This window comes from Nocardioides sp. GCM10028917, assembly GCF_042666175.1.
Taxonomy (GTDB): domain Bacteria; phylum Actinomycetota; class Actinomycetes; order Propionibacteriales; family Nocardioidaceae; genus Nocardioides.
In genome coordinates, this window is sequence record NZ_JBHTFL010000007.1 from 908,963 (window position 1) to 922,207 (window position 13,245).

The following is a 13,245-nucleotide window of genomic DNA, read 5'->3' on the forward strand; positions in this document are numbered from 1 at the left end:
GTGTACACGGACGCTTTCCCGCCGTCACGTCGCAAGTTGGAGTGGCAGGCGCAGGACACTCCTTCGCTCTGGGAGACCGTGATGCACCTGCGCCCCTCGGGCATCCGCGCCAAGCGACCCACCTACCTCCCAGCGCTGGTGGCGATAACGCAGACGAGCATCATCGGGCTTCGGGAGCGACGGGCTGTCGCCCCGCGAGACTTTCGGCTGAAAGGCCTGCGGGACTGGTACGACTTCGGTGACCAGCGCCCCGCTGCGACCTACAAGCAGATGGGCAAAGGCGTGAACGTCGGTGCCGTCTGGCACGTCCTGCGGGAACACATTGTCCGAGACGCGGACGTGCTTAAGCGCACGACCGCTGGTCGGCGAATCCTCCAGGCCGTGCTCACGGCGCCGATGTCGCCTGATGACCGCCTCGAGGCGACGGGGACCGCCTAAGCTGTAGCGCGCTCCTCGATCGACTTCTTGTAGATCAAGAAGTTGTCGATGTCCGCCTTCTTGATCATGACCTTGGGCTTACGTGGGTTGCCTTGGCCAAGGTACTGGCCGAAGTCCTTCTGGAACTCTTTCAAGACAATGCCGACGTTGGCTTGGTTGATTTCAAGGACCTTCACGCCCACGAAGCGCACGGCCTCCTTGAACTTCCCGGCGTACGAGAGCGGGTCGTACCCCTTGCGCCCGACATGGCCGACCGACTTGCGCCACTCGTTCCAAGCGATCGTGGCGAGGTGCCTGCTGTCGCGGCCGTGCCAAGTCTCGTGCTCGTAAATCACGTACCAGAACCGGCCGTACTCATCAAGGCATTGGAAGAACTTCTCGGCAGCGTTGCCCGGTGAGTCGTCAACGACGATGTTGCTGGCTTTGAGGTCGCCGAAGTGCTCGGTCACACCGCCACGTAGGAGTCGCAGGTCGTAGTCGTACTCCGACTTGCGCTTCTCCTTCTGGACGATCAGCAGGTGTTCAAGGCCATGCCGCTTCACGAAGCCGCTGAGACGGTACTCGAGGTAGAAGCCCTGCCACTCGTTCTGGAACTTGTCTGGCCAGTTGGCGGCGTGCATCTCCTGGACGGCCGCGAGCCCTTCGATCTTGCTCCCATTCAGAAACTCGGTGGAGAAGCGATCGAGGACATCGATGTGCGGGTTCTTCTCCTCGTAACCAACGCGCGTGTAGGACCTGAACTGATCCGCCCGAACACTGGTTAGCCGGTTGTCGTTCTGGTCAACACGCGAGAACTGTCCGAGGGTTTGGGCCTGGAAGAGATCGTTCGTCGCGACGTGGGCGGAGGAGTTGTTAAGCCCATGCTGGATGTAGGTCGTCGGTTCGAAGTCAACGAAGATCGTGGTGCCCTCGTAGTGGTAGACGCCGACGAAGCGCGGCGTAAGTCCCCTGTGTTGCGCATCGGCGTAGGTGGCGGCCCACTCCTTCGGCATCTGGATGCGCTTCTTGTAGACCTCCCAAGGGTTTCCGAGGTACGTGACCTGCTTGCTGAGGATCGCATTGTCCCCGTACATCACGACCTTGGTGCCAGCGATCCGTTCGAGCGTCGCGCCAGGAAGTGCATCGAGGATCAAGCCAAGCCGACGCTTCTGCGAGAGCGTTCTGTCGACATCATGAACCAGCGTTCCATCAGGTGCGATCTGATCGACGACGGTGTTGCCCATGGACGTATTCGTACCAGCCGAGAGCTCGATACCGGGTCCGATTCGGTCGCGTGCGCCCTAAGGTCGGGTGTCATGGCAGCGCGCAATCCGAACTGGGCTCGAGATGAACTAATCATTGCCCTCGATCTGTACCTCCGGAACGGACAACTGTCCGACACGCACCCGGAGGTTCAGAAGGTCAGCGCACTGTTGAACGCGCTCCCGATCCACACCACCCGGCCCGACATCGAGAAGTTCCGGAATCCGTCGGGCGTGGCGTTGAAACTCGCGAACTACGCGGCGCTCGATCCGAAGTACGGCGGTGTCGGCATGAGCCGAGGAGGTCGCGGCGACGCGGCCGTCTGGGACGAGCTGAGCGGCGACCCTGTCCTGGTCCGTCGGCTCGCCGTCGCCATCCAGGAGGGAGCCGCTGTGGCGCCCGAGGCCGCTGCGCTGCCCGAGGAGGACGAAGACGAGGTCGGTGAGGGTCGCGTGCTCTACCGCCTCCACAGAGCCCGAGAGCGCAACCGGTCCATCGTCAAGAAGAAGAAGGCGGCGGTCCTGAAGGCCGGTGGCACGCTCCGGTGCGAGGCCTGTGACCTGGTGTTCGCGGACATGTACGGGGCGGTCGGCGGCGACTACATCGAGGTCCACCATCGGGTGCCTCTGCACGTCTCAGGGCCGACCAAGACTCGGCTCGCGGACCTCGCGCTGATCTGTGCCAACTGTCATCGCATGATCCACCAGTCCAAGCCGTGGCTCACCGTCGAGGAACTCGCGAAGATCGTGCAGGACAATCGCGACTGACTACCGCTCGCGGCGGCCCACAGCGCCGGTCGTACCCTCGAGTCCGGCCTACTCGATGAGGGCCGCGCGGACCACATCTGCGACCGTCTCGCCGTTCTCGGCGGCCTTCTCAAGGGGGGCCTCCCCGACGTCATCGGACACTCGCACGGCGCGCACCTTCGTCGCCGATCGGTCGCCCTTGCGAGTGTCTGGCTTCGTCATGCCGCCATCATCCCGCGTCGTAGTGGTCAGCGAGGTCGCCCAGTACGACGGCGCTCCCAAGCCGGTCGCCGAGGCCCTGCAGGTGGGCCGGGATGCTCTCGGGGCCGTCCGGGTCGCCTACGACGAGGGCGCTCAGCCGGACAACCGTCGCTTCGCTCGTGACCAGGACACCAAGGACGACGTCACGATCAAGGTCGCCGAGGCCACTCGGGTCGTCGCCGCGCTCGAAATCGTGGCCCGCAACGAGGCCGTGCAGGAACAGTGGTTCGAGGGTCTGACCTCCGGCATCAAGGAGAACTGGCCGCCGCGCTCGACGTCCTCCAGGGTGCTGCTGAACTCCAACCCTCACAAGCCCAAGAGCGACGACATCGCGGGCGGCCGGGGATACTGACTCCCGCACAAGCAGAGACCCCCGAGCAATCGCGAGTTGCTCGGGCGTCTCGTGTCTTGCGCGCATCAGTCGTCGCTCGCCGCCTCAGCGCTCTCGCGGACGGCCTTGAAGAACGCCGCCCGCTTCTCGGACATCCAGTAGTAGCTGTCGAGCGTCTCCGGGTCCTCGCGCCAGGCCGAGGGCAGGCCGCGCTTGAGCTTCGCGCCGTGGCGGCCCGGCCAGGCGAGCACCCCGGCCACGCCGTGGGCGCCGTTCGGGATGTTGCAGGCCTCGGCGATGTCGGCCCCAGTGAACTCCTTGCCGGGGTTGTCGATCAGCAGGCTGAACATGGCGCGGGCACGAGGGGAGTACTTCTGCCAGAGCGTCACCGCGTCGGCGAAGTCCGCGTCCTCCTCGCCCCAGGGCACGAGCCTCAGGGGCTCAGAGGTCTCAGTGAGGGTTGTAGAGCCCTCTGGAGCCTCGAGCGAGGTCGGGTTGAGGCTCAGCGAACCAGCCAGCCAGAGCCCGAAGAACTGGTAGAACTCAGCCGTGCGCTCGTCCGGCACGGGAACGGTGATGTCGGTCATGATGGTCTCCTCGGTTTGGTGGAGACCGCTCTGGCCTCCCCTGTAACAAGTATGACCTACCTCCTAGGGATAAGCAATAGGCCCTGAGAGATATCTAGGAGGTCGTCTGCTCCTCTTGCGCGGCGCGACGATGACCTGCCTCGTCGGGTCGATCCACTGGCCCTTCCCTACCGGGTGGATAGTGATCTCGAAGCCACCCTTTAGGAGCTCGCGCTTCCCCTCGACGCTCGCGGACGTGTAGAGCTCGAACGCCTCCCCAGCCGACAACTCCCTAGCGTTCATCGAGCCGCTGCCGAGGGCCTGCTCTGCTGCTTCGATCTTGTCCCGCAAAGCTTTGGTCGCGTTCGTGAACTGACTGAGGGTGATCGCGCCCTCGGCGTACGGCTCAGCCAGCGCGTCCAGGCGCTCTCGGAGGCGGTCCAGTTCGCCGGTGTCGACCTCGCCGGGCTCGTCCACCTTCCCAGACGACGCCACCGTCGCGATGTCTCGAGCGACTTCGGCCAGCACGAACATGTCGACCTTGTGCACCGGGACGCTCAAGTGCCTCGCCGCTGGCGTCCCAGAAGGCGAGCGCGTCGTGAGTGCCGAGAGGTGTTCGAGTGCGCTCGGGGATCCTCCCCACCTTCGGGGCTTCGACGACCACCGAATCCGCCGAGCGAGGCCTGCTCGAGGCGCTCGCCAATCTGCACGAGTTGGCTCGGGCGTGACGCGTTACGAAGTCGGCGCCGCGGGTAGCTCTTCCACATACAGAGTTATGGTCGCTGTAAACGGGGGCGGTTCCGATCCGCCTGCAGTGCGAAGACACCCAGCCACGGCTTGAATGGGATGCGGGCCGACGGTCATCAGCGGTACGACCGTGCCTTGCTCTTGGTCTTTCGCGGCTTCCACGGCGTTCGGTCCACGAATGGACTTGCTTGCCAGACCCACGGACGTCCCACCTAGCGTAGGCGGCACCGACATGCTGATCCGGAAAAGGTTGTTGCAGGGCGACAGATCCCCCGTGACGTCGATGCTGATCGGTGTGATTCGGCTGCGTCCGGGCAGACTGATCGAGCTGTCATTCGGTATTCGCCAGTCAGCGGGGGTGGTGGCCGGCGTGGCGCCACTGCCGCTGTAGGAAACCGTCCAGACCACGACCTCACCGACGAGGCCCCCTTCGCCTGCGGGTCCAGCTGGTCCAGTGGGACCAGTGGCGCCGGTCTCCCCCTTGGGTCCCTGTGGGCCAGCAGAACCAGCGGGACCAGTGGCGCCGGTCTCCCCCTTGGGTCCCTGGGGGCCTGCAGAACCAGCGGGACCAGTGGCGCCGGTCGATCCGGAAGGGCCGCTTGCACCCGCTGGTCCATTGGCACCGGTTGCCCCTGGCGCACCCCGAAGAGCATCACGCGCCACCGGTGAGAGATCCTTGATTACGAGCGTGCTGTCCTTGATATCCGCGGAAGTCAACGTGCCGTCTTTGACTTGCTTCCCGGTGATCATGGATCCCGCGACGGCCCCACCCGCGCTAGCGATGAGTAGAAGCGCGGCGATGACGATGAGCGAAGGCAAACCACGGAAATCTCGCATCCGCGGACGATACGAACAGGACACACCGCCCATAGCCGTTTTGGCTCGCCAACCCGCAAATAGGGGATGGGAACCCCGGTCGTCGCGCGTATCTTCGGTAAGCGTCAACGCCTGTGTCCGAGTGCATCACCGTGCGCGACGCAGCCGAGATCCTTGGCGTGCACATGTCCCCGAGAGTGTTTGCTGACACACACCCGATCACAACGTAGCGTTCTCCTTGTGCGCACAACGACCCTCGGTGCCGCAGTCGCTGCCCTGGCACTGCCGCTGACCACAATGACCCCCGCCCATGCTGCCAACGAGGTCGTCGTGACCATGGCAGGCGGGGTCATCTACGACTCATGCGGCGACTACGACTTTTCATACTCAGCAAGCCTGCCGGCCGGATACGGCCCGTACTGGAACATGGACTTGGAGCTTGTCGGGCCTGACGGAAACGTGACGTCGAGCAACTATCTGTTCGGCGAGGTTACGACCGGAACGGATTCGTTCTTTCTGTGCGACTCTCCGAACCTCGCAGGGACCTACACAATTCGCGGAACTGGCACGACCCGCGATTCCAACTACAACGCGGCGACGATCTCGGTTGCCCCCACCAGCGTCACGTTCCGACTGCCGATGACGCGGACGCTTCTCAAGGCAAAGCCCTCGCGCCCCACCAAGAATCAGGTCGTCCGCTTCACCATCACGGCTCAGGACGAGCGCCCAGCCGGGTACTTCGAAACCTCCTACGCTTCGGTCAAGCTGCAATCGAAGCGAAACGGAGATTGGCGCACGATCAAGTCGACAACCACCAGCGAATCAGGCAAGGCCGTCGTGAAAGCTCGATATGGGGGCGGCCGCGCGCAAGTCCGAGCTGTCACGCTAAACCACAGCGACCGCACCGGCTCTACATCGCGCGTCGTGAAGTTCAAGTAGGTGCAACTAGCGGCGTTCTGACCGGGGATGCAGTGAAGCTCTGCTCAGATCGCCGACAGCATCCCTGGTCGACCCATATCTTTACGCTGGCTCGACCCACGGGCGCGGCCGCTAAAGGCCGCTCAAAGTGGGAACCTCTTCGCATGAACGAGTGGGTGACGCACCGCCAGGCCGCAGAACTCCTCGGCGTGCACGTAAGCCTCATCCCGAAGATGCTGCGCCGCGGCGATCTGACCACGCGAGGTGCGTGGCCGTCGTTGTCGCGAGCCGAGGTGGGCGAGCTTGCGGCCGTCAGGGAGGCACGCGCCGCCGAGCGCGCCGCCAAGCGTCAGCAACGGCGTCCGGCGACACAGCCACAACCGGCGTCGCCCCCAGATGACGGGCACGAATGGCTACCGCTGGCAGCCGCTGCAGCCGTGCTGGGGTGCTCGGAGGGCGCGCTCAAGATGCGAGCGACACGCGGCCGGGTGCCCTACATGGTGCACGACGGTCGCCGGTGGTTCCGCCTGGACCATCTCGAGCTGTGGTTGCGTGCTCGAGCAGCCCGAAGCACCGTGAACGCATGAGCCAGGCGGAATCCGAGCAGGACGACTCTGAGGCGTGGCGCGACCTTCAGGCGGTGCTCGAGGAGCGCGACCGGGAGTGGTGGGCCGAGCCCGAGGAGCCCGACGAAGGCTGATCTCAGAACGTCACATGTCGGAGTGTTACCGGGGATAGAGGCGCCGCATGATCGCGTCCACCGCAGCCGCGAGGGCCTCCGGGTTGTCGGCCGGCCCCTCGACGACCAGTGCCGCCGCTCCGTTGAGGCCGGGCACCTCGACACGGATCAGCCTGGCCGCACCCTTGACGGGCGCGACGTCCTCGACGAGCGGCTGCTCGTAAGGTGGCAGCCCGGCGTCGTCCTCCATGCGGGTCAGGGTGTCGGCGACCAGGCGGCGCGACTTCGCGCTGGAGTTGTCGTGCTCGACGGCCGACACGGTGTCCCGGTTCATTCCGGCTTGGTCGGCGACGTCCTCTTGGCTGGCTCCAAGACGTTCGCGGCGTGCGCGAGCAAGGGTCCCGTCCGTCACGGGCGTTGATTCTGTCGGATCGGGGGTCGGTCATGTCGGGTTTTCGGTTCGTCCGCTGACGCTGCTTGACGCCTCAAGCGGGAGACAACATCCCCGCACTAACCCACATCTCCACGATGCCCCACCCAACTCCGGGCTCCTGAGCGGCCACTGCGATGCGACCGTCATAGTGGCCGCTGAGGTTGCGCCACTCGAGCAGCAGGGCCGCCTGCCGCCCGTTTGGACCGTCGTACCAGCAATGCCGCATGGGCGGAGGTTGCGACCCCGTACCGGGCTCCCGGAGCACATCAGCCCAGTCGGCGGGCCTCGTGCCATGGGCGCCTGCCGTGCCGTGTGCAGCCTGCCGAGCGCGCGTAGTGGCGACCCGCTCGGCGAGTGTCTCGCGCCCTCCCGGAGTCATGCCGCCTGCCATACCCACATGCTACGACTTAGATCGAACATGTGTGCGAAAGACTCTTCGATGCTCTCACCGGGAACGAGATGGGCTATTTTCGCCCGTCGAAACCACCTCGATCCCGGGTCCTCCATGGAAGGCGACACCTTGCGCGACTACACCTTGACCACATTTTCGTCGCCAGGAGACATCGACGAGGTGTCCGCCCGGTGGCGTGCGGCTGCCGGCGAGGAGGCCTACGAGGTGGAGCTCGTACTGCTCTTCGACTTCTGCCGCGAGAACCGAGCACCACGGCCTGGTCACGGACTCGTACGCGGGCTCAAGAACGAGTCGACCGGAAGCATCGATGCGATTCTCGAGACCGTTCCCTCGCCTCAGCGAGGCATGACGAAACTCCTCAAGATTTTCGTGAGCCCTGAGTTCTGGCCGATCGATGAGAGCAACACCGACGAGATCAGCGAGGAGCTCTTCGAGATTCACTTGAGCTCCTACTTTTGCATCCTGGAGGAGGCCACGCGTGAGAACCTCGACGAGGTCAAGATGTACGGCCGCAGCAACGTCAGCCTTCACCTGCTGAAGCTCATCGAGAAGCATTGGAACAGCGACACGACGAATGGCGTTGAGACTGGGTGGAGGGCTACGATGGCAGGGCGCTGGCTGGTTTTGACCAACGACCGTTGACCATCTGCTACCTTCCAGCACACAACCTCAACGTGGGAGTATGCGCCATGACCGACCAGATGAGTGCCATCAAGGGCATCCTCAGCGCCGCCCTCTCGGACTTGACCCCCGAACAGCTCGCGGCCCTGACGATGGAGCCGTTCAAGGAACTTCGCGAAGACGCTGTACGCACCGCAGCCTGACGTCCTTCAACCAAGACCCGCCCCGATCAACCCGGGGCGGGTCTTGTGCGTTGAAAGCGAACCACCCCCAGCCGATGCGTAGCCGGGGGTGGTTTTGCTGTGCAGTAGGGGCGGGTGGGACTGACCGTGCATCAGTCGGCCGCGCACGGCGGGCCGGGGGCGGGCTCAGCGAACCGATGCGCGCCCGAGCTCGACGGCGTTGCGCTCGCGCTGTGCGGGCGTCCTGTAGTCCCGCGTACGGGCATGCGCGTTATCCATGTAGCCGACCGCCTCGAGTGCCCCTCCGCAGCACTCCAGGGCAGCCCAGCCCTACCGATGAGCTCGAGCCGCGCGGCCTGATCGATCAGGGTGGAACCACACGGTGCCGATCGTCACGTCCTCCGGGTCGGTCCCGAGGGAGCACGGGAAGCGGTCGTGGGCATTGTCGCCACGCTTGTCTATGAAGTGACTGAGGGACTGGAGTCCATGGGGTGCGGACACACGCGGTGGCTCGATTGTGTGCGACCTCCGACGATGCTGGGTTTAGGTCTGTAGTTCGCAGTTGTTTGTGCTGCGCTTCTCCCGCCCCGACTGGGTCGCGATGCAGACGCGCCAGGCAGGTCTCGGGCAGACCGGCGAGATCGTGCTGCGCGACCTGGTGAAGGAGGCGCTCCGCATGCGCCCGAGCCGGATCCTGGTCGGGGAGGTCCGTGCGGCCGAGTGCCTCGACCTGCTGCTCGCGCTCAACTCGGGCCTGCCGGGCATGTGCACGCTCCACGCCAACAGCGCGCGGGAGGCGCTGGTCAAGACGTGCACGCTGCCGCTGCTGGCGGGCGACAACTTCTCGGCCGCTTCGTCGTGCCGACGGTGGCGACCAGCGTGGACCTGGTGCTGCAGCCGACACGGTCCACCACTAGGGCTGATTCTCGTCGTATGTCGCTCCTATCTTCTCTGCGAGTGATCTGTCGCGGTCGAGGGTGGCGTGTTGGTAGATCGCCATCGCGGCCTGAGAGGCGTGGCCGGCACGCGCCTGCAGCTCGGCCGCCGTCGCGCCGTGCTGCCCGGCGAGGGTCAGAGCGGTGTGGCGCAGGTGGTGGATTGTGAGGTCTGGGCGGCCAGCCGCCTCTCGCGCGGGGCGGTAGCGGTCCATCAGATAGCGAACACTCATGTGGTCGGTGCGGTCTCCGGGGAAGAGCAGACCGCGCGGTCCCGCAGCGGTGTGCTCGAGGAGGTGCTTTTGGAGCATCGGCAAGAACGGTGGAGGGACGTGGATTGTCCGCACTCCGCTCTTCGTCTTCGGTGAGCTAATGTGCCGCCCGCACTGGGGGCATGCGCCGCGGACCGACGGGTTGACGTCCTTGTCGACCTTCCTCGCGACCGTGATCCGGCCAGTGACGCCATCGATGTCGGACCGGCGCAGCTCCAGCAGCTCTCCTTCGCGCAAGCCGACGAAGGCGGCCAGCACGATGAGCAACCGCAGGCGTTGGGGCATCTCGTCGATGATCACCGCGATCTCGTCGAAAGTAGCGGGGACCACGACCTGCTTCACCGGAGCGCTGCCGGCGCCACGGATCTTTGGCGGTGCCCGGTCGATCAGCTCCTCCTCTAAGGCCGCCTGCAGGATCGAGCGCAGCAACCGGTACGCCGCCGCGTTGGACGACTCGGTCTTGGGGTCGAGGGACCGACGCCAGGCCTTGATCTCGGACAGCGTGACGTCGCGCAACGGCATCTCGCCGAAGTACGGCAGGATGCGGCGGTCCAGCAGCGACTGGTACCCGCGCGCCGTCGTTGGTCGCAGGCCACGCTCCGCCAGGTACCGCTTGGCGAACGCCCTCACCGTGCTCATCGCCTGCTCACGTTCGCGGCGTGCCTCGGCGACCTTGCGTGCCTTGGGCGGCGTCCACTCGTCGCGGTCAATGAGCGTTCGCTCCGCGACAAGCCACGCCTCGGCATCGAGCTTGGTCTGGAAGTTGCGCGAGTGCCGCGTGCCGTCCGGCATCGCGTACCGCGCTCGGTAGGACGGTCCCGTCGCGCCCGAGCGTCGCTCGAGCTCGCCAAACCCTCGTCGTCGTGTCATTGCCGGTACCTCCGGACAAGCCGCTTCGTCGGACGGATCCAGTTAACCCCCTGCTTCCACAGCACGGCAAGGGGGCACCTAGGGGGAAACGATGTCCGATTGGGTCTGGGTCTGGACCCATCTGACCTGCAATTTTACGCTCAGAGCGCAGTCTTGATCATACTCCAGGTCCGTTTGCAAGCAGGGGGTTAGGGGTTCGAACCCCCTAGGCTCCATCAACTTCGGCGGCGAGACGCGGAGCCGCAGGGTCAACTGATGACCTCACCCCTCCGGCGTCGCCTGTGAGGTCCGGCCCACCCCTCGAAATCGGTGCCCCGCGCCCCGCGGCCGGCCGCACACTGGACGCGTGCTGGGCATCATCGACCTTCCGACCTACATCGTCGGCCTCGTCCTGATCATCCTGCTGCCGGGCCCGAACTCGCTCTACGTCCTCTCCGTCGCCGCTCGGCGGGGCGTCCGGAGCGGGTACGCCGGTGCGGCGGGGGTGTGGACGGGCGACGCGGTGCTGATGACCTTGTCCGCGGCCGGCGTCGCGTCCCTGCTCCAGGCCAACCCGGCGGCGTTCGCCGTCGTGAAGTGGGTGGGCGCGTCCTACCTGTTGTGGCTCGCCATCGGCATGCTGCGCGCGGCCTGGGGCATGTGGCGCTCGCGTGTCCCCGTCGCCGACCAGATCGCCGACGCCGCGGTGGAGGCGGGCGTGGAGCCTCGGGCCCGCGGCGAGCGGCCGTACCGTCGCGCGCTGGTGATCAGCCTGCTGAACCCCAAGGCGATCCTCTTCTTCGTCGCCTTCTTCGTGCAGTTCGTCGACCCGGCCTACGCCCACCCGGTCGTCTCGTTCCTGGTGCTCGGCACGCTCGCGACCCTCGCCAGCGCGGCGTACCTCAGCGTCCTCATCTTCGCGGGCACCCACCTCGCGGCCGCCTTCCGCCGGCGCAAGGCGCTGTCGGCGGGCGCGACCTCGGCCGTCGGTGCGGTCTTCGTCGGATTCGCGGTGAAGCTGGCCCTGGCCTCGGCCTGACCAGCACGCGCACCAAGGGAGCCGAGATCTCCTCGGACGGCGCTGTCGTATCCCCGCCCTCCCGTTCGTGGTAGGGGTGAGAGGTCGCCCGAGAGGGGTGGCCGCCGAACCACGGGAGACCGACATGCACTACCTCCTCACCGTCATCGGAGACACCGACAACCCGACCGACGACTCCGCGCCCGGCGCGATCGACGCGTTCAACGACCGGCTCAAGGACGAGGGCCGCTGGGTCTTCGGCGGGGGCCTCACCGACCCGCAGGACGCCACCGTCACCGACAGCCGCAACGGCGCGCCGGTGTTCAGCGACGGGCCGTTCGTGGAGTCCAAGGAGTTCCTCGCCGGCTTCTGGGTCATCACCGCCGACGACCTCGACGTCGCTCTTGCTCTGTCCGCGGACGCCTCGCGCGCCTGTCACCGCAAGGTCGAGATCCGGCCCTTCGGCGGCGTGGCCTGAGCCCATGGCCGACCCACGGACCGACGGAGGGGCCGCAGCCGGGCTCGACGCGGTCCTCGCCCGGGTCCACCGCGCGGAGTGGGCCCGGGTCGTGGCCACCCTCGCCCGGCGCTTCGGCGACCTCGACGTCGCCGAGGACGCCGCTGCCGAGGCCTTCGCCGTCGCCGTCGAGCGGTGGCGCACCGACGGTGTACCCCCCAACCCGGGCGCCTGGCTGACCACGACCGCGGGCAACAAGGCCCTCGACCGCGTACGCCGTGAGAGCCGGCGCGACGCCAAGCAGAGGCAGGCCCACATGCTCACCCGGCAGCTCTCGGGACCACCGGAGCCAGCCGGCGCCGTCGAGGACGAGCGACTCCGGCTGCTCTTGACCTGTGCCCACCCGGCCCTCGCGGTGGAGGCGCGGGTCGCGCTCACGCTGCGCATGGTCGGCGGCCTCACCGTCGCCGAGATCGCGCACGCGTTCCTCGTACAGGAGACGACCATGGCGCAGCGGATCACCCGCGCCAAGGCGAAGATCAAGGCGGCCGGCATCCCGTGGCGCGTCCCGGCGAAGGCGGACCTCCCGGCCCGGATCGACGGCGTCCTGACCGTGCTCTACCTCGTCTTCAACGAGGGCTACCTCGCCAGCGGTGCCGACACCGACCCGGTGCGTGCCGAGCTGACGGGGGAGGCGATCCGCCTGACGCGCCTGGTGCGCGAGCTGCTCCCGGACGACGGCGAGGCGGCGGGCCTGCTCGCCCTGATGCTGCTCACGGAGGCCCGCCGCACGGCACGGGTGTCCGCGGACGGCGAGCTGGTCACCCTCGACCAGCAGGACCGCGGCGCGTGGGACCGCACGCTCGTCGCCGAGGGCCACGCGCTCGTCCGCGAGCGGCTGGCCTCGGGCCGGCCGCCGGGTCGCTACCAGCTGCTTGCCGCGATCAACGCCGTCCACACCGATGCCGCCGACGCCCGGGACACCGACTGGTCGCAGGTCGCGGCGTTGTACGACCAGCTCGCCCGGCTCGACCCGTCGCCGGTCGTGGCCCTCAACCGCGCGATCGCCGTCGCCGAGCTCGACGGCGCGCAGGTCGCGCTCGCGCAGGTGGACGCGCTGGCCGCGCCCCTCGCCGGCTACCACGCCTTCCACGCCACCCGCGCCGACCTGCTGCGCCGGCTGGGCCGCAGCGCGGAGGCGCGCGAGGCGTACGACCGGGCGATCGAGCTGTCCGGCAACTCCGCCGAGATGGCGTACCTCACGCGTCGGCGGGACCAGCTCGCATCCGCCGGAGGACGGTGACCGGGCGGCTGGGACAATC

17 protein-coding genes are annotated in these 13,245 nt (G+C 66.8%); 11 read left to right on the forward strand and 6 right to left on the reverse strand.

The features are described 5' to 3' along the window. The gene (locus tag ACFQW6_RS13725) at window positions 1-438 is read left to right on the forward strand and encodes a hypothetical protein (RefSeq protein WP_378546064.1); all 438 of its coding nucleotides are present in this window, start codon (window positions 1-3) and stop codon (window positions 436-438) included. Here the strand turns inward: ACFQW6_RS13725 and ACFQW6_RS13730 are convergent. Then, window positions 435-1,661: a hypothetical protein gene (locus ACFQW6_RS13730; protein WP_378546067.1), complete on the reverse strand. Its 1,227-nt coding sequence runs from the start codon at window positions 1,659-1,661 to the stop codon at window positions 435-437. The two genes, ACFQW6_RS13725 and ACFQW6_RS13730, sit on opposite strands and share 4 nt — an antisense overlap. A gap of 72 nt (window positions 1,662-1,733) precedes the next feature. Here ACFQW6_RS13730 and ACFQW6_RS13735 point away from each other — a divergent pair, with 72 nt between their 5' ends. Then, complete coding sequence (locus ACFQW6_RS13735) at window positions 1,734-2,447, forward strand: HNH endonuclease (protein ID WP_378546069.1); 714 nt, start codon at window positions 1,734-1,736, stop codon at window positions 2,445-2,447. A 48-nt stretch (window positions 2,448-2,495) separates the two neighbouring features. Here the strand turns inward: ACFQW6_RS13735 and ACFQW6_RS13740 are convergent, their stop codons facing one another. Then, window positions 2,496-2,648, reverse strand: a complete 153-nt coding sequence (locus tag ACFQW6_RS13740) for a hypothetical protein (RefSeq protein WP_378546072.1) — start codon at window positions 2,646-2,648, stop codon at window positions 2,496-2,498. Between ACFQW6_RS13740 and ACFQW6_RS13745 the strand changes: the two genes are divergently transcribed. Beyond that, the gene (locus ACFQW6_RS13745; RefSeq protein ID WP_378546075.1) at window positions 2,647-3,039 is read left to right on the forward strand and encodes a hypothetical protein; all 393 of its coding nucleotides are present in this window, start codon (window positions 2,647-2,649) and stop codon (window positions 3,037-3,039) included. The genes ACFQW6_RS13740 and ACFQW6_RS13745 overlap by 2 nt on opposite strands. A 65-nt stretch (window positions 3,040-3,104) precedes the next feature. Here ACFQW6_RS13745 and ACFQW6_RS13750 read toward each other — a convergent pair whose 3' ends face one another. Further along, window positions 3,105-3,605 (reverse strand): DUF6416 domain-containing protein, encoded by a 501-nt coding sequence (locus ACFQW6_RS13750; protein ID WP_378546078.1) that lies wholly within the window; start codon window positions 3,603-3,605, stop codon window positions 3,105-3,107. A 63-nt stretch (window positions 3,606-3,668) separates the two neighbouring features. After that, complete coding sequence (locus ACFQW6_RS13755) at window positions 3,669-4,133, reverse strand: hypothetical protein (protein ID WP_378546081.1); 465 nt, start codon at window positions 4,131-4,133, stop codon at window positions 3,669-3,671. A gap of 1,254 nt (window positions 4,134-5,387) precedes the next feature. Between ACFQW6_RS13755 and ACFQW6_RS13760 the strand changes: the two genes are divergently transcribed. Then, the gene (locus ACFQW6_RS13760; RefSeq protein WP_378546084.1) at window positions 5,388-6,086 is read left to right on the forward strand and encodes a hypothetical protein; all 699 of its coding nucleotides are present in this window, start codon (window positions 5,388-5,390) and stop codon (window positions 6,084-6,086) included. 143 nt (window positions 6,087-6,229) lie between these two features. Next, entirely contained in the window at window positions 6,230-6,652 is a 423-nt protein-coding gene (locus tag ACFQW6_RS13765) for a hypothetical protein (RefSeq protein WP_378546087.1), read from the forward strand. A gap of 138 nt (window positions 6,653-6,790) precedes the next feature. On the opposite strand, the gene ACFQW6_RS13770 is transcribed toward ACFQW6_RS13765, so the two are convergent. Then, window positions 6,791-7,156 (reverse strand): helix-turn-helix domain-containing protein, encoded by a 366-nt coding sequence (locus ACFQW6_RS13770; RefSeq protein WP_378546090.1) that lies wholly within the window; start codon window positions 7,154-7,156, stop codon window positions 6,791-6,793. A gap of 526 nt (window positions 7,157-7,682) precedes the next feature. On the opposite strand from ACFQW6_RS13770, the gene ACFQW6_RS13775 reads away from it, so the two are divergent. The 3 genes from ACFQW6_RS13775 (at window position 7,683) to ACFQW6_RS13785 (ending at window position 9,353) form a co-directional block, all read left to right on the forward strand. Further along, window positions 7,683-8,231: a hypothetical protein gene (locus tag ACFQW6_RS13775; protein ID WP_378546092.1), complete on the forward strand. Its 549-nt coding sequence runs from the start codon at window positions 7,683-7,685 to the stop codon at window positions 8,229-8,231. A gap of 47 nt (window positions 8,232-8,278) precedes the next feature. Then, complete coding sequence (locus ACFQW6_RS13780) at window positions 8,279-8,413, forward strand: hypothetical protein (RefSeq protein WP_378546095.1); 135 nt, start codon at window positions 8,279-8,281, stop codon at window positions 8,411-8,413. A gap of 547 nt (window positions 8,414-8,960) precedes the next feature. After that, window positions 8,961-9,353 carry an ATPase, T2SS/T4P/T4SS family gene (locus ACFQW6_RS13785; protein ID WP_378546098.1) on the forward strand — a complete coding sequence of 131 codons (393 nt, stop codon included), beginning with the start codon at window positions 8,961-8,963 and terminating at the stop codon, window positions 9,351-9,353. Here the strand turns inward: ACFQW6_RS13785 and ACFQW6_RS13790 are convergent. Continuing rightward, entirely contained in the window at window positions 9,306-10,391 is a 1,086-nt protein-coding gene (locus ACFQW6_RS13790; RefSeq protein ID WP_378546101.1) for a tyrosine-type recombinase/integrase, read from the reverse strand. The genes ACFQW6_RS13785 and ACFQW6_RS13790 overlap by 48 nt on opposite strands. A 424-nt stretch (window positions 10,392-10,815) precedes the next feature. Here ACFQW6_RS13790 and leuE point away from each other — a divergent pair, with 424 nt between their 5' ends. From leuE to ACFQW6_RS13805, 3 genes are all read left to right on the forward strand, one after another. Beyond that, on the forward strand, window positions 10,816-11,487 hold the full coding sequence (gene leuE / locus ACFQW6_RS13795; protein ID WP_378546104.1) for a leucine efflux protein LeuE: 672 nt from the start codon (window positions 10,816-10,818) through the stop codon (window positions 11,485-11,487). Between the two features lie 124 nt (window positions 11,488-11,611). Beyond that, the gene (locus ACFQW6_RS13800; RefSeq protein ID WP_378546107.1) at window positions 11,612-11,944 is read left to right on the forward strand and encodes a YciI family protein; all 333 of its coding nucleotides are present in this window, start codon (window positions 11,612-11,614) and stop codon (window positions 11,942-11,944) included. A 4-nt stretch (window positions 11,945-11,948) separates the two neighbouring features. Next, window positions 11,949-13,226, forward strand: a complete 1,278-nt coding sequence (locus tag ACFQW6_RS13805; RefSeq protein ID WP_378546110.1) for an RNA polymerase sigma factor — start codon at window positions 11,949-11,951, stop codon at window positions 13,224-13,226. Window positions 13,227-13,245: the final 19 nt, after the last annotated feature.

What these genes read in the sequence shown, in the direction of transcription:
- ACFQW6_RS13745 (WP_378546075.1), top strand. Translation starts at nt 2,647, where the DNA reads ATGCCGCCATCATCCCGCGTCGTAGTGGTCAGCGAGGTCGCCCAGTAC.
- ACFQW6_RS13780 (WP_378546095.1), top strand. Translation starts at nt 8,279, where the DNA reads ATGACCGACCAGATGAGTGCCATCAAGGGCATCCTCAGCGCCGCCCTC.
- ACFQW6_RS13775 (WP_378546092.1), top strand. Translation starts at nt 7,683, where the DNA reads ATGGAAGGCGACACCTTGCGCGACTACACCTTGACCACATTTTCGTCG.
- ACFQW6_RS13730 (WP_378546067.1), bottom strand. Translation starts at nt 1,661, where the DNA reads ATGGGCAACACCGTCGTCGATCAGATCGCACCTGATGGAACGCTGGTT.
- ACFQW6_RS13750 (WP_378546078.1), bottom strand. Translation starts at nt 3,605, where the DNA reads ATGACCGACATCACCGTTCCCGTGCCGGACGAGCGCACGGCTGAGTTC.
- ACFQW6_RS13735 (WP_378546069.1), top strand. Translation starts at nt 1,734, where the DNA reads ATGGCAGCGCGCAATCCGAACTGGGCTCGAGATGAACTAATCATTGCC.
- ACFQW6_RS13805 (WP_378546110.1), top strand. Translation starts at nt 11,949, where the DNA reads ATGGCCGACCCACGGACCGACGGAGGGGCCGCAGCCGGGCTCGACGCG.
- ACFQW6_RS13765 (WP_378546087.1), top strand. Translation starts at nt 6,230, where the DNA reads ATGAACGAGTGGGTGACGCACCGCCAGGCCGCAGAACTCCTCGGCGTG.
- ACFQW6_RS13790 (WP_378546101.1), bottom strand. Translation starts at nt 10,391, where the DNA reads ATGCCGGACGGCACGCGGCACTCGCGCAACTTCCAGACCAAGCTCGAT.
- ACFQW6_RS13800 (WP_378546107.1), top strand. Translation starts at nt 11,612, where the DNA reads ATGCACTACCTCCTCACCGTCATCGGAGACACCGACAACCCGACCGAC.
- ACFQW6_RS13740 (WP_378546072.1), bottom strand. Translation starts at nt 2,648, where the DNA reads ATGACGAAGCCAGACACTCGCAAGGGCGACCGATCGGCGACGAAGGTG.